The organism is Thiomonas intermedia (assembly GCF_002028405.1).
GTDB lineage: Bacteria > Pseudomonadota > Gammaproteobacteria > Burkholderiales > Burkholderiaceae_C > Thiomonas > Thiomonas intermedia.
This window is the reverse complement of record NZ_CP020046.1, coordinates 992870-1012649: the sequence shown is the minus strand read 5'-3', so window position 1 is coordinate 1012649 and position 19780 is coordinate 992870. Positions and strand designations below refer to the sequence as shown.

Sequence of the window (19780 nt, the reverse complement as noted above, 5' to 3'; positions counted from 1 at the left end):
AAAGACGCTGGCGGGCAGGGGTGGAGCTGCGGCTGGGCACAATTCGGGGATGAACACACTCCCCTTGCGCCGGATGGCGCGCGTCTTGCCGTTTCTGGCCGGCCTCGGCTTGTCAGCCGCCGTGGATGCGGCCGCGGCGACAGCTCCAGTCCCAGCGGCTCCAGCAGCTCCGCCGATCATTCGCCCGGATTCAAACGAGGGAAAGACCTGCGTCGTCCTTTCTGGCGGGGGCGCGCGCGGGCTGGCGCACATCGGCGCGCTGGAGGCGTTGCAGCAATTGCGCGTGCCCATCGACTGCATCGCGGGGACCAGCATGGGCGCCATCATCGGTGGGCTGTATGCGGAGGGCGTTTCGGTCGATGTGCTGCGCCAACAGGTCTCGGGCATGGACTGGGCCAGCGTGTTGTCGAGCCGTCCGGCGCGCGAGGGGCTGACCTTCAGCCGCAAACGCGCCGACGAACAAATGCCGGGGGGCATCGAATTCGGCTTGAGCGACCGGGGCCAGGTGCTGTTTCCCAACGCGGCCGTGAACACGACTCAGCTGGAGCAGGTGCTGACCAATCTGACGCTGCCCGCCATCGGCGTGCATGACTTCAACGACCTGCCCATTCCTTTCCGCGCCGTGGCGACCAATATGGTGAACGGCAAGAAGGTCATCCTGCAGCAGGGCGTGCTGGCCACGGCGCTGCGTGCGAGCATGTCGGTGCCGGGGGTGTTTCCGCCCACCGAGGTGGGCGACACCTTGCTGGGCGATGGGGGGCTGGTGGACAACCTGCCGGTGGACGTGGCGCGCGACATGGGGGCGCGGCATGTCGTGGCGATCAACATCGGCACGCCCCTGGCATCGCGCGCGTCGCTCGACAACATCGTCGGGCTCACGTCGCAGATGATCAACATCCTGATCGAGCAGAACATCCGGACGCAGATCGGCACGCTCAAGCCCGGCGATGTGTTGATTTCACCGGATCTCGGCGATGTCTCGGCGCTTGATTTCCAGGCCGGCGACCGCGCCATCAAGATTGGCTATGACGCCGTGATGGCGGCGCGCGAGCAGCTTGCTCCGCTGGCGCTGCCGTCCGCGCAATATGCGCAGTGGCGCGACGCCTTCGCGCGCAGGGCGCAGGCGCTGGTGGCACAGCTGCAGTTCAACGCGCCGCTTGCGGGAGTGCAGGTGCGCGGACTGGCGCCGGGTGTGAATCAGACCCTGCAGGCGCAGTTGCAGCAAAGGCCCGGCGAGCCCCTGCAGTTCGACAAGGTGCGTGACGACGTGGACCGCCTGTTCGGCACGGGTGATTTTTCGCGCGTCGATTACCGTCTCGTCTCCGGTCGGCGCGGTCAGGTGCTGGAATACCGCCTGCAGGACAAGCCCTGGGGCCCCAACTTTCTGCGTTTCGGTCTGGGCCTCTACACCGATCTGCGCAACCAGTCGCGCTTCTCGCTGCAGCTCTCGCAGCGCAGGCCCTGGCTCAACAGTCTGGGCGGGGAGTGGCGCAACGATCTGCAGATCGGCTGGCGCAACCGCTGGATGTCCGAGCTGTATCAGCCCGTCAGCCGGGGCGGCTGGCTGTTCGTGGCACCCTACCTCGATCTGGACACGCGGCCCGTCGATGTTTACAGCGGCAACGATCCCGTCCTGCGCTACCGTCTCACCACCGAGCGGGCCGGGCTGGATCTCGGCGTGCCGCTGGGCGACTACGGCGAACTGCGCGCGGGCTGGAGCCGGGCGAACATTTACGGCAGCTATCTGCTCGGAGTGCCGCTGGCCGGCCACAGCGCCGTGCTGCGCGAAGGCGGCATGCGCCTGCTGCTCATCGCCGACCGCCTCGACCATGCCTACTTCCCCCGCAAGGGCTGGCGAGGGCGGGGCGAGGTGTTCTTCGCACGCACGGCGCTGGGCAGCGATGCGAACTATGACCGCATCGATCTCTCCGGCCAGGACGTGGTCAGCTTCGGGCGGCATACCCTGGAAGTCGCGGCCCGCGCGGCGAGTTTCCGCGATCGCGCGGGACTGAATCTCGACTACCTCTCGCTGGGCGGTTTCGATGCGCTGGGCGGGTACCGCGAAGGGCAGCTCATCGGCAACTATCTGGTGTACGGCCGTATCGGCTATCGCTACGAACTCATCACGCCCGGACTGTTCGGCGGGGCAGCCTATCTGGGCCTGGCGTACGAGCGCGGCAATACCTGGGCGCAGCGCAGCCAGGTCAGCCTGGGCGATCTGCGATCGAGCACCAGTGTGTATCTCGGCACCGACACGCCGCTGGGCCCGGTGTACTTCGGCATGGGCAAGGCGCCCGGCCAGAAGGTGAATTTCTATCTCACGCTGGGTCGGCCTTGAGGGCGTGCGGATCGTCGGAGGCGGGGCGCGCCGCCTCCTCCAGCCAGCTTTCGATCAGTTGCGAAGCGGTTTCGATGCCTGATAAGCGCGTGGCCGAGAACAGCTGCAGCGAAATCGGCGCCGTCATGCCCACCGCCTGCGCATGTTGCGCGAGCTGATCGCGTGCGGCCTGCGCCGCCCGCTGGCCTTCCTGCCGGTTGAGTTTGTCGGCCTTGGTCAGCAGCACGTGCAGCGGCACGCTTGCGGGCGCCATGAACGCCAACAGGCTCAGATCGGTTTCGGTCAGGCCCAGCCGCGAGTCGGCCAGCAGTATCAGGCCGACCAGCGGGCCGCGCTCGGCCAGATACTGGGCCAGAAACAATTGCCAGCGTTTCTTGTCGGTTTTGGCCACGGCGGCATAACCGTAGCCCGGCAGGTCGACCAGCAGACCGCCGGGATGCTCTTTAGGCCCGACGGCGAAAAAATTGATGTGCTGAGTACGACCGGGCGTCTTCGAGGCAAACGCCAGTTGTCGCTGCTGGCACAGGGTATTGATCGCGGTGGACTTGCCGGCGTTGGAGCGGCCGACGAAGGCAATTTCGGGCAGGCCGGTGACGGGCAGATTCTCCATCGACGAACTCGTCACCAGGAAACGCGCGCTGTGGAGCAGGGGACTGAAACGCACCTGGGAAGGCGTGGACCTGCTGGAATTCCCTATATTCGCCATGACTTATGTATCGGTAGGATGCGCCATCTTATGAAAATAGACTGGCCTGGCGCAGTGAAAGGCTGCGCTCTCGCCGGAGTTCGAGCCGCGCGGCGCAGTGCATTGTCGCTGTTTGTTCATCGCGGACGCATTTCTGATGGATTGCCTTCATGCCCACCCCTAAGGTCGATGTGCGCGTTGCCTTGATTGCTGCTGGTCTTCTGCTGGCTTCTGTCCCATCCTGGGGTGCAGAAAAACCGGCCGGCGCCGCGTCGAGTGTCGTGGAAAGCTCCTTTCCGGTGCCGACGGCGGCGCAGCTCCAGGCCGGCGCCAAAGTCGCGCAGACCTGCGCCGCTTGCCACGGTGCCGACGGCAATGCGACGTCCACCGCATTCCCCAAGCTGGCCGGGCAGCATGCCGACTACCTGGTCAAGCAGTTGAACGACTATCGCGTTGCCAAGGGCGCCAAACACCCGGCGCGCGTCAACGCCATCATGAATGGCATGGCGGCGACGCTTACCGATGCGCAGATTCGAGATGTGGCGCTGTTCTACAGCCGCCAGACCTTCAAACCCGGCGTGGCGTTTGCCGACAAGAAAGATCTGAAGCTCGGCCAGTCCATCTGGATGGCCGGTATTCCCGATCGCGCCGTGCCGGCCTGCGTGTCCTGCCACGGACCGGGCGGTGCAGGCATGCCTTCGCGCTATCCCCGTATTGGCGGGCAATGGCAAACCTATCTTGAAACCGAACTGCAGATGTTCCGCAACGATCGCCGGACCAACAGCCCGGAAATGCACGATATCGCCTCGCGCATGACGGACAGACAGATCACCGCCGTGGCGGACTATGCGGCCGGTTTGCGGGCGCCCTCCGAACTGCCGCGCTGAACTTCCCTTGCGCGACCGGGCAGCGATACGCACTGTTACTGGAACTTTCCCCGGCCCGGACAGCTCTTTCTAACGGCGAAACCTGCAAGATCGGTGGGGTGAATCGCTCTGCAACGGGCCGGTCCAGCGGGGCGGCGAATGTCGAGTTCACCGTGCCGATTTCGCATGACAGGGCCTGTGATAAGTCAAATTTGAGGTTTTTCTCTTTTGTTATATTGTTTCGTTGATCTTTTCATGTCCCAGCGCACGCCGCCGGCTGTGTTCGCAAGCCGCTACGCGGTGCGCCAAACGCCGGTCTGATTCTTCGCAGTTCGATTCATCGTCTGCACTTTTGTCTGCAAATCGTTCGCGCTGTACCGAATTTCCCACCGTATGTCTGCCAACCCTACTCCCGTTCCCAATACCTCTCTGAGCACTTCCGGCTGGGAACTGAAGCATGGTTCGCGTGCCTGGCGCGCCTTCGTCGAGTTGTTGTCGTCGATGCGTTTTGCCATCGCCCTGCTGGTGATCGTGGCCATCGCCAGCATCATCGGCACCGTGCTGACGCAAGGGCAGCCCTATAACAACTACATTGATCAGTTCGGCCCCTTCTGGGCGGAGGTCTTCCGCAAGTTCGAGCTGTACAACGTCTATTCCTCCTGGTGGTTTCTGCTGATCCTGACCTTTCTGGTCATCTCCACCAGTCTGTGCCTGATTCGCAATACGCCCAAGATCATCACCGACCTGAAGACCTACAAGGAAGGGGTGCGCGAGCAGAGCATGCGCCACTTCCACGAGCGGGGCGAGACGGTGTTCAACAATGGCCGGGCGGAGACCGTGGCTCACCTCACGGGTGTCATGCGCAGCCACGGGTACAAGCTCCGAGTGCAGGATCGCCCCGCGCTGCAGGAAGGCGGTGCAGGGTCCACCATGATCGCCGCCAAGACGGGCGGGCTCAACCGCGTCGGCTATGTGCTGGCGCATGCCGCTTTCGTGCTGATCTGCGTGGGCGCGCTGTTCGACGGCGACATGATGATCAAGGCGCAGATGTGGATGTTCGGCAAGGAGCCGCTGAAGGCCAATATGCTGGTGTCGCAGGTGCCCGAGATCAACAAGCTGTCGGTGCACAACCCGACCTTCCGCGGCAATCTGCAGATTCCCGACGGCGGCGAATCGAATATGGCGGTGCTCAGCCTGGGCGATGGCGTCTTGTTGCAGCCTCTGCCGTTCAACATCCACCTGAAGAAATTCAACATCGACTTTTATTCCACCGGCATGCCGCGGCTGTTTGCCAGCGACGTGGTCATCACCGATCCGCGCACTGGCAAGAGCTTCCCGGCCAAGATCGAGGTCAACCATCCGTTGACCTATGACGGCGTCACCATCTTCCAGTCGGGTTTCGCCGATGGTGGCTCGGAGTTGTTTCTCAAGGCCTGGCCGATGCACGGCCCCAGCGACAAGACCTTCGACCTGACCGGCACCGTGGGTTCCGACCGCCAGCTCAGCAATGGGGCGCAGAGCATGCAGGTCGAGTTCAGCGAGCTGCGCATCTTCAACGTGCAGGACATGAGTCCGGCCCAGACCACCGGCATCAAGCCCAAGGAGCAGACCCTGATGTCCGGGTTCGACCGCCACCTGGGCGCGCCCGTGGCTGCGCCGGGCGAGCGTCACCTTCAGAACGTCGGACCCGCAGTGATCTACAAGATTCGCGATGCTTCGGGCCAGGCGCATGAGTACTTCAACTACATGCTGCCAGTGGAGCTCAATGGCGAGAAGGTCTTCCTCGCCGGCGAGCGCGGTTCGCTGGACGCGGGTTACAAGTACCTGAGAATTCCTGCGGATGGCAACGACTCCATCGACGGTTGGATGCGGTTCCGCTCGGCCCTGTTCAACCCGAAGGCGCGTGAGCAGGCCGCGGCAGATTATGTGTCGGCCACTCTGCCCGCCGACGCGACGCCCGAACTGAAAAATCAACTGATGGTCACCGCGGGCCGGACGCTCGACATATTTGCCGGCGAGATCCCCAACGATCCCAAGACCGGCAAACCGGTGGTGCAGGCGCCCGGCGGCCTGCCCGCTCTGGCGCAGTACCTCGAAGCGGCCGTGCCGCAAGACAAGCAGCAGCAGGCTTCCGATGTGTTCGTGCGCATTCTGAATGGCACGCTGTGGCAACTGTGGCAGATCAGCCGCGAAAATCACGGCGAGAAACCCGTCACGCAGGATGGCGCTCACGAGAAGTTCTTCGATTCGGCCGTGCTGGCCCTGTCCGACAGCTTCTTCTATCCCTCGCCCCTGTATTTGCAGATGACCAACTACAAGCAGGTGCAGGCCAGCATCTTCCAGGTGGCGCGTGCCCCCGGCAAGATTGTGGTCTATACGGGTGCGGTCTTGCTCATTCTGGGCGTGTTTGCCATGCTCTACATCCGTGAGCGTCGGGTCTGGTTCCTGGTGAAGGATCGCACCGATGGCGGCAGCGACACCCTCATGGCCATGAGCACCAATCGCCGTACCCTGGAGTACAAGAAGGAATTTGAAACACTGCGCGCAGCCAGTCTGGGCGTAGCATCAACCGACCCGACGCATCCCTCTCCCGCGCCGGACAATGCCTCGACCTGAATAGGGACCCGCCATGGAACTTGCCAGCAAATCCCATAGCTTGCCGCTGAACTCGAAAAGTTCGGAACCCCCGCGCCAGAACGGCATCGGTGCCTACCTGCGCCGACGCTCCGCCTATGACTGGATCTTTCTGCTGCTCATCGTGGGCGGCGACGCCTATGTGCTGAGCCAGTACGGCCAGAACATGAACTACTACGTCAAGCTCATTTTCCTGGGAGCGACCGCCACGCTGCTATTCCTGGGCTGGGGCTGGACCGCGATCAAGAATCTGGCCATCGTGGTGACGGGCCTTTCACTCTTCGGCATCTGGCTGTATCAGGGGCCGAACGGGCAGGCGGTGCTGGCGCGCAGCGAGCAGGTGTTCTTCCTCAAATACTTCCTGGCCAGCCAGTCGGCGATTCTGTGGATGGCCTTCCTGCTGTTTCTCAGCACGGCCGCCTACTGGTTCGGCATGTTCACCGGACCCGCGCAGAACACCGCAGGCGGCATGGCGCTGGCTGGCGGTGGGACGATGGCAGGTGGCGGCGACGGCATGGTGCGCGACGCCAAGGGCTGGCAATCCAACTTCTCGCAGTATTTTGGCTCCCGCCTGGCCTGGGTGGGCATCGCCATGGCGCTGACCGGCACCATGATGCGCTGGTACGAGAGCTACCAGATCGGCCCCGACATTGGCCACATTCCGCTGTCGAATCTGTACGAAGTGTTCGTGCTGTTCTCCTGGCTGACCACCATTCTGTATCTGTACTTCGAGCAGAAGTACAAGACCCGCAGCATGGGCGCCTTCGCCATGCTGGTGGTCAGCGCGGCGGTGGGCTTCCTGCTGTGGTACAGCATGGTGCAGAACGCCTACGAGATCCAGCCGCTGGTGCCTGCGCTGCAGAGCTGGTGGATGAAGCTGCACGTCCCGGCGAACTTCATCGGCTATGGCACTTTCGCCATCGCGGCGATGGTCGGCTTCGCCTACCTCATCAAGACCCATGCGAACGAGACTTCCTGGTGGAAACTCACGCCACTGTGGCTGATCGGCTTCGTCATGTTCTTCGAACCGCTGGTGTTCCGTCAGGGCGGTATTTCCGAGTATTGGGGCGTGTTCGCCGGAGTTTCCGCGCTGATCGTGGCGGGTATTCTGTATGGCCGCCGCCGCATCGCCTCGCATCTGCCCTCGCTGGAAGTGATGGATGACGTGATGTACAAGTCCATCGCCATCGGCTTCACCTTCTTCACCATCGCCACCATTCTGGGCGCCCTGTGGGCGGCCGAGGCCTGGGGTGGTTACTGGAGCTGGGACCCGAAGGAAACCTGGGCATTGATCGTCTGGCTGAACTACGCCGCCTGGCTGCACATGCGCCTCATCAAGGGTCTGCGAGGACAGGTTGCCGCCTGGTGGGCGCTGACCGGCCTGCTGGTCACGACCTTCGCCTTCCTCGGCGTGAACATGTTCCTCTCGGGCCTGCACTCTTACGGCAAGCTCTGATTTGAACTGATGACGGAAAAGGCCCTTCGGGGCCTTTTTTCATGGATTTCCGCCGTTGATCGTTTCTGCGCGAATCCCCTCAAGGCAGGCGGGGATGGTGTTGCGCTGTAAGGTTTGGCGCGTTGCCGCGACTACAAGCGGTAGCGATGGAATAACGTCGCCAGATAGGCCGTCCATAGACCGGAAGTTCAGCAAACTGCGCAGGAGCAAGCCATGAGCAAGCGACAAGACCAAGGGTTCGAGCATCCGACCTCCTCGGAGATCACGCCCCGAGAAATCTACAGAGACCGCCGTCACTTCCTGGCGGCCGCCGGGGTTGGTGCCGCTGCGGGTGTGGCCGCCTTGACGGCGCACCACGCGCAGGCCACGCCGGCCGGCGGCGGCCAGCCGGCGCCGGGCAAACTGGCGGCCCTGGCCTCGCACAAGAACACCGCGCTGTCTACCACGCAGACGCCCACACCCTACAAGGACGTCACGACCTACAACAATTTCTACGAGTTCGGAACGAGCAAGAGCGATCCGGCCAAGAACGCGGGCAGCCTCAAGACCCGGCCGTGGACGGTGGTGGTGGAGGGCGAGGTCCACAAACCGCGGACCTTCGGTATCGACGATCTGCTCAAACTCGCGCCGATGGAGGAGCGCGTGTATCGCCATCGCTGCGTGGAGGGTTGGGCGATGGTGGTGCCCTGGCTGGGCTATTCGCTCTCCCATCTGCTCAAGGCGGTCGAGCCCACGGGCAACGCCAAGTACGTCGAATACATCACTTTGCTCGATCCGGCGGAGATGCCTGGGCAGAACGATCCGATCCTGCAGTGGCCCTATCTCGAAGGGCTGCGCATGGACGAGGCGATGCATCCGCTCACGCTGCTTACCTTTGGCCTGTACGGCGAGGTGCTGCCCAATCAGGATGGCGCGCCAATGCGCATGGTCATTCCCTGGAAATACGGCTTCAAGGGGGGTAAATCCATCGTCAAGATCCGGCTGGTGGAAAAACAGCCCGTCACGTCGTGGATGCGCGCGGTGCCTCAGTGGTACGGGTTTTATTCCAACGTCAACCCCGACGTGAGCCCACAGAACTGGAGCCAGTCGAACGAGCGCCTGATCGGTCAGGGCGGTGGCTTTGGCGGCTTGTTTTCGCCGCGCGTGCCTACCCAGTTGTTCAACGGTTACGGCGCGCAGGTCGCCAGCCTGTATCAGGGCATGAATCTGACCAAGTTCTTCTGATCATGGGCACGTCCACTGCGTTGTCTTGGCCGCGCCGTCTCCTGCGCGGGCGGGCGGTCAAGCCACTGATCTTCCTGCTGTGTCTGTTGCCGTTCGCGGGCCTGTTCTGGCGCGGCTGGAGCAACAACCTGGGGCCGAACCCCGAGCAGACCGTGATCTGGACCACAGGTCTGTGGGCCTTGCGGCTGCTCTTGATCACGCTGGCCGTCACGCCGCTGCGCAAGCTGACCGGCTGGGCTGAGCTGGCACGGTTGCGGCGGATGTTCGGGCTGTTCGTGTATTTCTACGCCTTGCTGCACTTCACCGCCTGGCTGGGTTTGGTCAACGGCTTCAGTGTCGACATGGCCGTTCGCGACATCGCCAAACATCCCTTCGTGCTGGCTGGCATGAGCGCCCTGTTGTTGATGACCCCGCTGGCGCTGACCTCGACCAACGGCATGATCAAACGACTCGGCGCCCGCCGTTGGCAGACCCTGCATCGCCTGGTGTATGGGGTCGGCGTGGTCGCGGTGTTTCACTTCTGGTGGGGCAAACTGGCCAAGAACAATACCGCCAGTCCGACGGTCTATGCCCTCATCCTCGCGGTGCTTCTGGGGTTGAGGCTGTGGTGGGCCTGGCGGGCGGCGCAGGCTCGCCGTGCCCACTTGAAGGGCGAGCGACCCGCCGACGATCAGGGCAAGAGCCGTTCGCTGGCGTAGAGCTGTTCGGTCGCTTCGCGGGGGCGGATCAGCGTGGTCGCCGCGCCGTCAACCATCACTTCGGCAGGGCGACCGCGGCTGTTGTAGTTCGACGCCATCACCATGCCATAGGCGCCGCTCGACAGGATGGCGAGCAGATCGCCTTCCTCCAGTACGAGAGCCCGGTCGCGGGCCAGCCAGTCGGCCGATTCGCACACCGGGCCGACGATGTCGTACTTCAGCGCGTGACCCTCGCGGCGTTCGGCCGGGGCGACGACCTGTTCCGCTGAATAGAGCGCTGGACGGATGAGGTCGTTCATGCCGGCATCGACCACGGCGAAGTGCTTGGCCGGGGTGGACTTGAGGAACAGGGTGCGTGTCAGCAGTACGCCGGCATTGCCCACGATGGAGCGGCCAGGCTCGATTACGACGGTGCGATGGCCAAAGCCCCTGGCCGTGATGCGCGCCAGCAGCGGCGTCAACCACTGGTGCGGCGTGGGTGGCGTCTCATCGGTGTAACGAATGCCCAGGCCACCGCCCAGATCGATGTGGGCGATTTTCGCGCCCTTGCGCTCGATGTCTTCCACCAGATCCAGCACCTTGTCCAGTGCATCCAGATAGGGCTCGACGGTCGTGATCTGCGAGCCGATATGGCTGGCGATGCCCACCAGTTGCACATGATCGAGCTGCGCGGTCTGCAACGCCAGCTGCGCAGCCTGGTCCTGCGAGATGCCGAACTTGTTGGTCTTCAGCCCGGTGGAGATGTAGGGATGGGTGCCGGCATCGACATCCGGGTTCACACGCAGAGCGACGCGGGCGAGCTTGCCCGCGGCTTGTGCCACGCGGTTGAGCGCCGCAAGCTCGCTGGGCGATTCGACGTTGAAGCATTCGACGCCGACATCCAGCGCCAGGCGCATGTCTTCGGCCGATTTGCCGACGCCGGAAAACACCACCTTGCCCGCATCGCCGCCTGCGGCCAGCACCCGTTTGAGCTCCCCGCCCGAGACGATGTCGAAGCCCCAGCCCAGCCGCGCGAGCAACTGCAACACGGCCAGGGTGGAATTGGCCTTCACCGCGTAGCGCAAGGCCACAGGCACCGGGCTTGCCGCCGCAGCCTGGCTGTAGAGCTGTGCCGCCTCTTCGATCGCGGCGCGCGAATAGACGTAGGTCGGCGTGCCGAAGGCCTCGGCCACCGACGACGCCGTGACCTGTTCGATCTGCAGGGTCGCGCCGTTGTAGACGATATGGGGATGTCCGGGCAGGGTGGAAAGGGTAGAGGTCTTCATCGGGGAGAGGGAAGGGCGCCGCGGCGCTTCAGCGCGATGCGGCCGATGCCGCTTGCGCTGAAGCGGGCGGGGGCAGGTACAAGGGGCCGGTCTGGCCGCAGGCGCTGAGCAAAACAATCACCCCCAGCGCGGCCATCAGTCGAGATGCGGCACGCCAGAATCGCGGTCGATTAAGCTGTCTGTCCATTGAAAATCAGTGTATCAGCCACCCCATGTCCGACTCGCTCGACGATACCCGTTACCTGCAGCTGGCCGAACAGGCCATGGCCGCCATCGAGGCGGCGGCCGACGCGGCCGATCTGGACTCCAAGCGCGATGGTTCGGTGCTCCGCCTGGAGCTCGACAGCGGCGATCAGGTCATTGTCAATCTGCAGCAGCCCACCCACCAGGTCTGGCTTGCGTCGCGCGTGGGGGCCCACCACTATGTATGGAGCGGCCAACATTGGTGCGACACCCGCACCGGCGAAACCCTCGGAGCCGCGCTGCAGCGCGTGATGGCCGCGCTGGGCGCTCCCTTGCTGTCCTTGCCTTCGCTGTAGCGCGCGCGTCCCGCACCGCGGCGTCGCGGTTGTGCAACGCGGGAAGGGTTGATTCGCGGCTGCCACTCGCGGCTGCTTTTCAATTGGCTCCCTTGAACAGATTGAGAATGGAGTCGCGCTCCTGTGGGGTGACTTCAGGAGCGGGCAAGGGATCGTTCAAGCCGAGACTGCGTACGCCCGATCCATCGGCGAAGTTGCTGAAGACCGGCTCGCCGTTCTCCACCACGATGCCCGCGGGCTGTTCATAGCTGGCCACTGGTACATCACGCAGGGCCGTCTGCATGTACTGGATCCAGATGGGCAAGGCGAGCGCGCCGCCGGTTTCCTTGTTGCCCAGCTTCTTCGGGGTGTCATAACCCACCCACGCAATGCCCACCAGATTGGGCTGGAAGCCGCAGAACCAGGCGTCCAGAAAATCGTTGGTCGTCCCCGTTTTGCCATACAGGTCAGGACGTTTGAGCGTGGCCTGAGCCCGGGCGGCCGTGCCCGAGCGCGTGACCTCCTGAAGCAGGCTGTCCATCACGTAGGCGTTGCGCGGCGAGATCACCCGCAGCTGTTCATGGCCGGCCAGCTGCGGTTTGTCCTGGAAAAGCACCTGCCCCTGGGCGTCGGTGATCCTGCTGATGAGATGGGGCTTGATCAGGTAGCCGCCGTTGGCGAACACGCTGTAGGCGCGGGCCATCTGCAGGGGCGTGACCGTGCCTGCGCCCAGGGCCAGCGTGAGGTAAGGGGGCTGGCGGCTGGCGTCGAAACCGAAGCGCGTGCTCCAGGTCTGGGCGAACTTCGGGCCTATGTCCTGCAACACCCGAATGGCCACCATGTTCTTGGACTGCGCCACCGCGCGTCGCAGACTCATCGGCCCCTCGTATTTGCCGTCGTAGTTTTTCGGCTCCCACGATTCGCCGCCCGTCTGGGCCGCGGAAAAGAACAGCGGCGCGTCGTTCACCACGGTCAGTGGGGTGATGCCTTTTTCCAGAGCGGCCGAATAAATGAAGGGTTTGAAGCTCGATCCGGGCTGCCGCCAGGCTTGTGTGGCGTGATTGAATTTGTTCCGCGCGAAATCCAGGCCTCCCACCATGGCCACGATGGCGCCGTTGTTCGGGTTCATGGAAACGAAGGCCGATTGCACCTGCGGCAACTGAGTGATCACCCATTGGCCGGGGCCATCGCCGGCCAGCCAGACGACCGCGCCGGCGCGCAGCTTGGTGGCCGGTTGCGCCTTGTCCGACAGGCCGAGCGCCCGCACCTGTCGCAAGCCGGCGCCTGAGAGGTTCACGATCTGGCCAGCCTCCGTCATCACTTTCACCAGGCTGGGGCTGGCGCTGAGCACCACGCTGCATTGCAGACCATCGGCGGGCGTGCGGTCGGCGCAGGCCTGTTCGATCGCGCCGGGAATGGCCTCCACCGCGGCGGGCAGGTCGATGAAGGCGTCCGGGCCGCGATACGGTTGTCGCAATTCGTAGGAGAGCACCCCGCTCTGCACGGCCCGCCAGGCGGCGAGCTGATCCCTGGCGCGTATGGTGGTGTAGACGTTCAGACCGCGCGTGTAGGCCGCCTCCTGATAGCGGTCGAACACCATCTGACGCACCGCCTCGGAAATATAGCCCGCGTGAATGTCCCGATCCGTCTGGTTGGTGCGCAAAGCAAGCGGCTCGTCGCGGGCCTGCTGCGCCTGGGCCGCCGAGATCCAGCCCAGCTGCTGCATTCTTGCCAGTACATGCAGCTGGCGCTGGCGCGCACGCTGCGGATTGCTGACCGGGTTGTAGGCCGAAGGCGCCTTGGGCAGGCCGGCCAACATCGCCATCTGGGCGAGTGACAACTGATCGAGCGGCTTGGCGAAATAGGCCTGGGAGGCCGCCGCAAAACCGTAGGCCTTGCGCCCCAGGAAAATCTGGTTCATGTAGAGCTGCAGGATCTGGTCCTTGCTCATCTGCTGCTCGATTTTCAGCGCGAGCAGTACCTCGAAAAGCTTGCGGGTGAAAGTCTTCTCGCGCGACAGATAGAAATTGCGGGCGACCTGCATGGTGATGGTCGAAGCCCCCTGGCTGCGTGACCGCTCCAGATTGGCCACCAGGGCCCGCGCCACGCCGGGCCAGTCGATGCCGCCATGTTCGTAGAAGCGATCATCTTCCGTGGCCAGCACCGCCTTCTTCATCAGAACGGGAATCTGTCCAATCGGGGTGAAGACCCGGCGTTCCTCGCCAAACTCCCCCAGCATCACGTTGTCTGCCGAATAGACCCGCAGAGGCAGCTGGGGCTGGTAGTCCTGCAGCTCGGAAATGTCGGGCAGACGGGGCCAGCTGAACACCAGAACCAGCCCCACGACGAGCAGCGCCGCCACGCACAGCCCCGCCAGTGAGACCAACAGCCCGATCAAGGCGCGCAGCCACCAGGGTGAGCGCGGCTTGGACGCCGGAGAGGGAGAGGAGGAGGCGGAGGAGGAGCTCATCGGGTCGGGCGGACGCGAAGTTCCGCAAGAGGTGGGCGCAGGACCGGGCGCACACCGGGGGAAGGCCGCCGCACGCCCGCAGGCCACCGGGCCGAGCGATGCGGTGAGAAATTTCGTTGCAAATTATAAAAATTCGCGCGCTTGTGCCGTAAGAATCCACAAAGCAGGTTCGATCAAACGTCGTGGGAGTTTTGCAACGCTTTTGCGGCAGGGCGGGCTTTTCACGTTATTGCATCAAGGACTTGTTGGTAGGATCGAAGAAAAAATCTCAATTCGTAGGGCAAACAAACCGTAGTGCAAACGGGGCTGGCACGCATTTCGATGCGCCAAAAAAAGCTGGCCTTCGATTCTGCGCACACTGTTGCAAATCAATCGGGGGGTCGTCAGTGGCCACATTTGGCAGTCTGTTTCGCAAGCGCCATGCGCCAATGATCGGGCTGGACATCAGCAGTTCCAGCGTCAAGCTCGTCGAGCTCGATATGGACGAGCGTGGCCAGTACACCTTGCTGCGCGCCGCCATGGAACCGCTCGAAAAGGGCTCGGTGGTCGATGGCAATATCGAGAAGCTCGATGACGTCGTCGAGGCCGTGCGCAAGGTCGTTCGCAAGAGTGGCACCAAGGCCAAGCAGGTTGCCATGGCCCTGCCGCCGTCTGCGGTCATCACCAAGAAGATCGTTCTTCCCGGCGAGCTGCGCGAAGAAGAGATCGAGGTGCAAGTCGAAAGCGAAGCCAATCAGTACATTCCGTTCGCCATTGATGAGGTGGCGCTCGATTTCAGCATCCTGGGTCCCAGCGCCACGTCGCCCGGCGACCAGGAAGTGCTGATCGCCGCCTCGCGCCGCGAGAAGGTGGATGATCGTCGCGGCATTGCCGAGGCCGCCGGCCTCAAGCCGGTGGTGATGGATATCGAGGCCTTTGCATCGCGCCTGGCCGCATAACGCTTGATCGAACGGCTGCCGCGTGCTGGCCTCGATCTGCTTGTCGCCATGTTTGAAGTGGGCGCGACCTCCACGAGTCTGCAGGTGCTGCGCAACGGCGAGACGCTGTACGACCGCGATCAGGCCTTCGGCGGCGCGCAACTCACCCAGATGATTGCCCGCACCTACGGCTTTTCGCTGGAGGAGGCCGAGGCCAAGAAGCGCGCAGCCGACCTGCCCGACGACTACGCCACCCAGGTGCTCGCACCCTATATGGACAGTCTCACCCAGGAGATCGCACGGGCGCTGCAATTCTTTTATCGCGCCACGCCGTTCGGTCGTGTCGATTACATCCTGCTGGCGGGAGGCTCGTCGGCGCTGCCGGGCCTGGCGGAAAAGATCACCGCAACGGCATCGGTGGCCTGCATGGTGATCAATCCGTTCGAGGGCATGGCGGTGGCCGAGTCCGTGCGCGAGAAAAAGCTGCGCAGTCAGGCGCCGTCCTATCTGACGAGCTGCGGTTTGGCGATGCGGCGTTTTCTGCAATGACGCAGCAACGGGATCTGTCATGAATATCGTGTTGATCAACCTGCTGCCCCATAGGGACGCCAAGCGCAAGAAGCGGCGCGAGGCCTTCTATGTGGGTGTGTTTGCTTCGATTCTGGTGGCCGGGCTGGTGCTGGCTCTGGGCTATACGGTGCTGAGTGAAATGATCACCCAGCAGCAAAGCCGAAACGACTTTCTCAAGGCAGAGAATGCCAAGCTCGATGGACAGATCAAGGACATCGCTTCGCTCAAGGCTGAGATCGAAGCGCTGCGGGCGCGCCAGGAAGCCGTCGAAGGCTTGCAGGCTGACCGCAACCTGCCCGTGCATCTGTTCGACGATCTGACCAAAGACGCTCCTGCGGGCGTTCAGCTGTCGCAGATCCGCCAGGATGGGGCGACGGTGCTCATTCAGGGCGTGGCACTCAGCCAGGAGCGGGTAGCCGATTTTCTGCGCAATCTGAGCCGCCCCGACGGCTGGCTCGAGAAGCCCGAACTGATTGAAATCCGGTCGCAGATTTCTCCTGCGTCGGCTGGTAACGCCGCCCGGGTCGTGGCGCAATTCCAGTTGCGGGCCACCCTCAAACGGCCCACGCCGCCGGGCGCAGCCTCGGGCGCGGCTCCCGCCTCTTCTGCACATTCGTGAGGCGACCCATGGCGAGCTCCAAATTCTCAAAAATCGACCTGAACGGAATGTTTCAGGACATCTCGGCGCAGTTTCGGGGTCTCAATCCCAACGACCCCGGCGCCTGGCCGGTCTGGCCGCGCAACACGGTCTACGCGGTGGCCTTTCTGCTGACACTCGGTCTGGGCTGGTACGCCTGGCTATCGGGCACGCGCGATGAACTCACCTCGGCCCAGAAAGAGGAGCAGAGCTTGCGTGAGCAATATCGCAGCAAGCTCGAACAGGCCGTCAGCCTCGATCTGCTCAAGGCGCAGAAAGCCCAGGTGCAGCAGTATGTCGCGCTGCTCGAGAAGCAGTTGCCGAGCAAGGCGGAAATGGACGCCCTGCTCTCCGACATCAACCAGGCCGGTATCGGGCGCGGCCTGCAGTTTGAACTCTTCAAGCCGGGGCAGGTCGATGTCAAGCCTTACTACGCCGAGCTGCCGATCTCCATCAAGCTTCAGGGCGGCTACACCGATCTGGCGGGCTTTGCCACCGACATCGCCAAGCTGTCACGCATCGTGACGCTCAACAACATCAGCCTGACGGCCAATACGGGCAAGACCGGTGCCCCCATGGTGATGGATGCCACCGCCAAGACCTTCCGGTATCTCGACGCCGATGAGATCGCCGCGCAGGCCCAGAAAGCCAAGAAACCGGGAGGGGCGAAATGAGCCTGCATGACCTCAGCCCGCGTCTGTTGAGCCCGCGTATGCGCCTGATGGCCGCGGCTGCGCTTTGCGCAGTCCTGCTGTCCGCTTGTGGCCAGAAGCATGAAGACCTGCGGGCATGGATGGCGCAACAGCGCGCCAGCATGCACCCGCGCATCAAGCCCATCGAGCCCCCCAAGCCGTTCATCCCCGCGGTTTACGACCCGGCGACCGGCACCGATCCCTTTTCCACGGCCAAGCTCGAAGTGGGTGCCAAACAGGAAGTGCAGCAACTCAATCCCATGCTGCAGGCCGAGCTGGCGCGACCCAAACAACCGCTTGAGGCCTACTCGCTCGACCAGATCCAGATGGTCGGCAGCGTCAAGATCAAAGGTCAGCAGTACGCGCTGCTCAAGGCGGGCAATCTGCTGTACCGGGCGCACGTCGGCGAATACGCCGGCCAGCACTTCGGAAAAATCATCAAGATCACCGATAGCGAAGTCGATTTGAGGGAGCTGGTGCAAGACGCCACAGGCGACTGGGTCGAACAGCCGGCAACCCTTCAATTGCAGGAGAGCACACCATGAAGACGCCTTTCAAACGGCATTTGGGGGCCGCACTGTTGGCCATGGCAGCCGTGTTGGGCACTTGGTCCGCGCCCGCGCTGGCGGCGGGCAACGCCATTCAGAGCGTCAGCGCAAGCCGCCAGGGCTCGGAAACGGTGGTGCAGATTCAGCTCGCCCAGCCCCTGGCCGCGGCGCCCAATGGCTTCGTGATCGACCAGCCGGCCCGCATCGTGCTCGACTTCCCTGGGGTCGATTCGGCGCTAGATCGTCAGACCGTCAACTTCGAACAAGGCAATCTGCGCGCGGTCAACGTCGTGCAGGCGCAAGGCCGTACCCGTGTGGTGCTCAATCTGCGCCAGTCGGCAACCTACAAGACGCAGCTGCAAGGCAATCGCCTCCTGGTTCTGCTGAACGCCACCCACGAACAGGCTGCGGTCACATCAGCGGCCACCGGCGCCCCTCAGGCGCAAACAGTGCACTTTGCCGACAACCTCAACACCCAGCAGGTGGCGCTGCGTGCCGTCAACTTCAAGCGCGGCGCCGATGGTGCGGGCCGCGTGATCGTAGGGCTGCCCAACAATCAGGTGGGTGTGGATATTCACCAGCAGGGCCAGAACATCGTCGTCGATTTCCTCAAGACTTCGCTGCCGCCCGATCTGCGCCGCCGCCTCGACGTCACCGACTTTGCCACGCCCGTCACCTCCATCACCACGTTCCAGATGGGCGACAAGGTGCGCATGGTCATCCAGCCCAACGGCGACTTTGAGCAGAGCGCCTATCAGGCGGACGACCAGTTCGTGGTCGAACTGCGCCGTACCCAGCCCAATCCGGATGCGCTGGTGCAGGGCAACGGGCCCGGTTTCCATGGCCAGAAGCTGTCCCTCAACTTCCAGAACATCGACGTCCGCTCGTTGCTGCAGGTGTTCGCCGACTTCACGCACCTGAACGTGGTCGTCAGCGATTCCGTCACGGGCAACCTCACGCTGCGCCTGAAGGATGTGCCGTGGGATCAGGCACTGCAGGTCATTTTGCGCGCCAAGGGTCTGGGCGAACGCAAGGAGGGCAATGTGCTCTGGATTGCCCCTCGCGACGAAATTCTGGCTCGTGAGAAAGCTGATCTCGAAGCGAAGAAATCGCTCCAGGATCTCGAACCCGTCAAATCCGAAACCTTCCAGCTCAACTATCAGAAGGCCGCCACCGTGGTGGGCATGCTGACGGGCGCCGCGGGTGGTGCGCAGTCCGGTGCGGCCGCCGCCCCCGGCCCGGTCGCCCTTCCCGGTCTGGCAGGGGCCGCTGCGCCTACGACACGCATCCTGTCGCCGCGTGGCACGGTGCTGGCCGATCCGCGTACCAATCAAATCTTCGTCACCGACATCCCCTCCAAGCTGGAGGAGGTGGCCCGGTTGATCTCGAAGATCGACAAGCCCGTCCGCCAAGTCATGATTGAAGCCCGCATCGTTGAGGCCAGCGATCAGTTCGGGCGCAGCCTTGGTGTGAAGCTGGGTTTCCTCGACGCTCGCGGTCTTCAAGGTGGTGTGCCCGGGGTCAATTTGGGGGGCGGTACGAATGCGACGGTTTCTGGCGATTACCTCGGCGTAGCCAACCAGACAAACCAACCCGGCTCGTCCGCCGCCACGCTTGCCGACTCGCAGTTCGTCAACCTTCCAGCGTTCGGATTGGCCGGCAGCCTTCTGGCCGGCGCAACCCCAAGTTCACTGGGCATCAGCCTGTTCAATGCGGCAGCAAACCGCTTCATCAACCTTGAACTCTCCGCGATGGAGGCCGATGGCAAAGGCAAGATCATTTCTTCGCCCCGCGTGATCACGGCCGATCTGAGCAAAGCCACCATCGAACAAGGTACGGAAATTCCTTACCAGGAAGCCACGTCCAGCGGCGCAACTTCCGTGACCTTCAAAAAGGCGGTGCTCAGTCTGGATGTCACCCCGCAAATCACGCCCGACGGCAATGTCATCATGAATGTGGAGATCCACAAGGACAGCCCTGGCGCTTCGACGGCTGGCGTGCCTTCCATCAATACCAATACCGTGACCACTCAGGTCCAGGTGGAAAACGGAGGGACTGTGGTTCTCGGAGGTATTTATACATCCACCGAACAGAATCAAACCGACAAGGTGCCGCTGCTGGGTGATATTCCGGTATTGGGTAATCTCTTCAAAAACAATAGCAAGATGTATAATAAAAACGAATTGATGGTTTTCCTGACGCCAAAAATCGTGACGAATGCCGATATGGTAGGAAATTAAGATAAATTAAATTAGAGGGCTG

15 protein-coding genes and 1 pseudogene are annotated in these 19780 nt (G+C 63.1%); 12 read left to right on the top strand and 4 right to left on the bottom strand.

Translation table 11 applies throughout. From position 1 onward, the window contains the following. The first annotated feature begins 49 nt into the window (after nucleotides 1-49). Nucleotides 50-2338 (top strand): patatin-like phospholipase family protein, encoded by a 2289-nt coding sequence (locus BVH73_RS04740; protein WP_079416553.1) that lies wholly within the window; start codon nucleotides 50-52, stop codon nucleotides 2336-2338. Here BVH73_RS04740 and yihA read toward each other — a convergent pair. Then, nucleotides 2319-2987, bottom strand: coding sequence for a ribosome biogenesis GTP-binding protein YihA/YsxC (gene yihA, locus BVH73_RS04735; protein WP_425444137.1), 669 nt, complete (start codon nucleotides 2985-2987; stop codon nucleotides 2319-2321). The genes BVH73_RS04740 and yihA overlap by 20 nt on opposite strands. A gap of 206 nt (nucleotides 2988-3193) precedes the next feature. Between yihA and BVH73_RS04730 the strand changes: the two genes are divergently transcribed. The 5 genes from BVH73_RS04730 (at nucleotide 3194) to BVH73_RS04710 (ending at nucleotide 9901) form a co-directional block, all read left to right on the top strand. Beyond that, nucleotides 3194-3910, top strand: a complete 717-nt coding sequence (locus BVH73_RS04730) for a c-type cytochrome (RefSeq protein ID WP_079416549.1) — start codon at nucleotides 3194-3196, stop codon at nucleotides 3908-3910. A gap of 372 nt (nucleotides 3911-4282) precedes the next feature. Next, on the top strand, nucleotides 4283-6505 hold the full coding sequence (locus BVH73_RS04725; RefSeq protein WP_079416547.1) for a cytochrome c biogenesis protein ResB: 2223 nt from the start codon (nucleotides 4283-4285) through the stop codon (nucleotides 6503-6505). Between the two features lie 13 nt (nucleotides 6506-6518). Next, nucleotides 6519-7979, top strand: coding sequence for a c-type cytochrome biogenesis protein CcsB (gene ccsB / locus BVH73_RS04720; RefSeq protein WP_079416545.1), 1461 nt, complete (start codon nucleotides 6519-6521; stop codon nucleotides 7977-7979). A gap of 213 nt (nucleotides 7980-8192) precedes the next feature. Next, complete coding sequence (gene msrP / locus BVH73_RS04715; protein WP_079416543.1) at nucleotides 8193-9203, top strand: protein-methionine-sulfoxide reductase catalytic subunit MsrP; 1011 nt, start codon at nucleotides 8193-8195, stop codon at nucleotides 9201-9203. 2 nt (nucleotides 9204-9205) lie between these two features. After that, a complete protein-coding gene (locus BVH73_RS04710; protein ID WP_079416541.1) occupies nucleotides 9206-9901 on the top strand; it encodes a protein-methionine-sulfoxide reductase heme-binding subunit MsrQ in 696 nt (231 codons plus the stop codon). Here BVH73_RS04710 and lysA read toward each other — a convergent pair. Together lysA and lptM are read right to left on the bottom strand one after the other, a co-directional pair. Further along, nucleotides 9874-11166 (bottom strand): diaminopimelate decarboxylase, encoded by a 1293-nt coding sequence (gene lysA, locus BVH73_RS04705; RefSeq protein WP_079416539.1) that lies wholly within the window; start codon nucleotides 11164-11166, stop codon nucleotides 9874-9876. The two genes, BVH73_RS04710 and lysA, sit on opposite strands and share 28 nt — an antisense overlap. Nucleotides 11167-11194: 28 nt before the next feature. After that, nucleotides 11195-11302: an LPS translocon maturation chaperone LptM gene (gene lptM / locus BVH73_RS04700; protein WP_245800476.1), complete on the bottom strand. Its 108-nt coding sequence runs from the start codon at nucleotides 11300-11302 to the stop codon at nucleotides 11195-11197. 76 nt (nucleotides 11303-11378) lie between these two features. Between lptM and cyaY the strand changes: the two genes are divergently transcribed. Beyond that, a complete protein-coding gene (gene cyaY / locus BVH73_RS04695) occupies nucleotides 11379-11705 on the top strand; it encodes an iron donor protein CyaY (protein WP_079416535.1) in 327 nt (108 codons plus the stop codon). 79 nt (nucleotides 11706-11784) lie between these two features. Here the strand turns inward: cyaY and BVH73_RS04690 are convergent, their stop codons facing one another. Then, on the bottom strand, nucleotides 11785-14154 hold the full coding sequence (locus tag BVH73_RS04690; protein WP_079416533.1) for a penicillin-binding protein 1A: 2370 nt from the start codon (nucleotides 14152-14154) through the stop codon (nucleotides 11785-11787). A 386-nt stretch (nucleotides 14155-14540) separates the two neighbouring features. Here BVH73_RS04690 and BVH73_RS04685 point away from each other — a divergent pair. From BVH73_RS04685 to BVH73_RS04665, 5 genes and pseudogenes are all read left to right on the top strand, one after another. Then, a pseudogene (locus tag BVH73_RS04685) lies at nucleotides 14541-15620 on the top strand (pilus assembly protein PilM). A gap of 19 nt (nucleotides 15621-15639) precedes the next feature. After that, nucleotides 15640-16260, top strand: a complete 621-nt coding sequence (locus tag BVH73_RS04680; protein ID WP_079416531.1) for a PilN domain-containing protein — start codon at nucleotides 15640-15642, stop codon at nucleotides 16258-16260. Nucleotides 16261-16268: 8 nt separating this feature from the next. Next, nucleotides 16269-16952, top strand: coding sequence for a type IV pilus inner membrane component PilO (locus BVH73_RS04675; protein WP_079416529.1), 684 nt, complete (start codon nucleotides 16269-16271; stop codon nucleotides 16950-16952). After that, a complete protein-coding gene (locus BVH73_RS04670) occupies nucleotides 16949-17515 on the top strand; it encodes a pilus assembly protein PilP (RefSeq protein WP_079416527.1) in 567 nt (188 codons plus the stop codon). The genes BVH73_RS04675 and BVH73_RS04670 overlap by 4 nt, the downstream gene beginning before the upstream one ends. After that, nucleotides 17512-19758 (top strand): type IV pilus secretin PilQ, encoded by a 2247-nt coding sequence (locus BVH73_RS04665; protein ID WP_079416525.1) that lies wholly within the window; start codon nucleotides 17512-17514, stop codon nucleotides 19756-19758. The genes BVH73_RS04670 and BVH73_RS04665 overlap by 4 nt, the downstream gene beginning before the upstream one ends. Nucleotides 19759-19780 lie beyond the last annotated feature (22 nt).

Excerpts from the sequence above, each read along its gene's own strand:
- BVH73_RS04670 (WP_079416527.1), top strand. The coding sequence starts at position 16,949 with ATGAGCCTGCATGACCTCAGCCCGCGTCTGTTGAGCCCGCGTATGCGC.
- BVH73_RS04675 (WP_079416529.1), top strand. The coding sequence starts at position 16,269 with ATGGCGAGCTCCAAATTCTCAAAAATCGACCTGAACGGAATGTTTCAG.
- ccsB (WP_079416545.1), top strand. The coding sequence starts at position 6,519 with ATGGAACTTGCCAGCAAATCCCATAGCTTGCCGCTGAACTCGAAAAGT.
- BVH73_RS04680 (WP_079416531.1), top strand. The coding sequence starts at position 15,640 with ATGAATATCGTGTTGATCAACCTGCTGCCCCATAGGGACGCCAAGCGC.
- lysA (WP_079416539.1), bottom strand. The coding sequence starts at position 11,166 with ATGAAGACCTCTACCCTTTCCACCCTGCCCGGACATCCCCATATCGTC.
- BVH73_RS04730 (WP_079416549.1), top strand. The coding sequence starts at position 3,194 with ATGCCCACCCCTAAGGTCGATGTGCGCGTTGCCTTGATTGCTGCTGGT.
- BVH73_RS04710 (WP_079416541.1), top strand. The coding sequence starts at position 9,206 with ATGGGCACGTCCACTGCGTTGTCTTGGCCGCGCCGTCTCCTGCGCGGG.
- BVH73_RS04740 (WP_079416553.1), top strand. The coding sequence starts at position 50 with ATGAACACACTCCCCTTGCGCCGGATGGCGCGCGTCTTGCCGTTTCTG.
- BVH73_RS04725 (WP_079416547.1), top strand. The coding sequence starts at position 4,283 with ATGTCTGCCAACCCTACTCCCGTTCCCAATACCTCTCTGAGCACTTCC.
- cyaY (WP_079416535.1), top strand. The coding sequence starts at position 11,379 with ATGTCCGACTCGCTCGACGATACCCGTTACCTGCAGCTGGCCGAACAG.
- lptM (WP_245800476.1), bottom strand. The coding sequence starts at position 11,302 with ATGGCCGCGCTGGGGGTGATTGTTTTGCTCAGCGCCTGCGGCCAGACC.
- BVH73_RS04690 (WP_079416533.1), bottom strand. The coding sequence starts at position 14,154 with ATGAGCTCCTCCTCCGCCTCCTCCTCTCCCTCTCCGGCGTCCAAGCCG.
- msrP (WP_079416543.1), top strand. The coding sequence starts at position 8,193 with ATGAGCAAGCGACAAGACCAAGGGTTCGAGCATCCGACCTCCTCGGAG.
- BVH73_RS04665 (WP_079416525.1), top strand. The coding sequence starts at position 17,512 with ATGAAGACGCCTTTCAAACGGCATTTGGGGGCCGCACTGTTGGCCATG.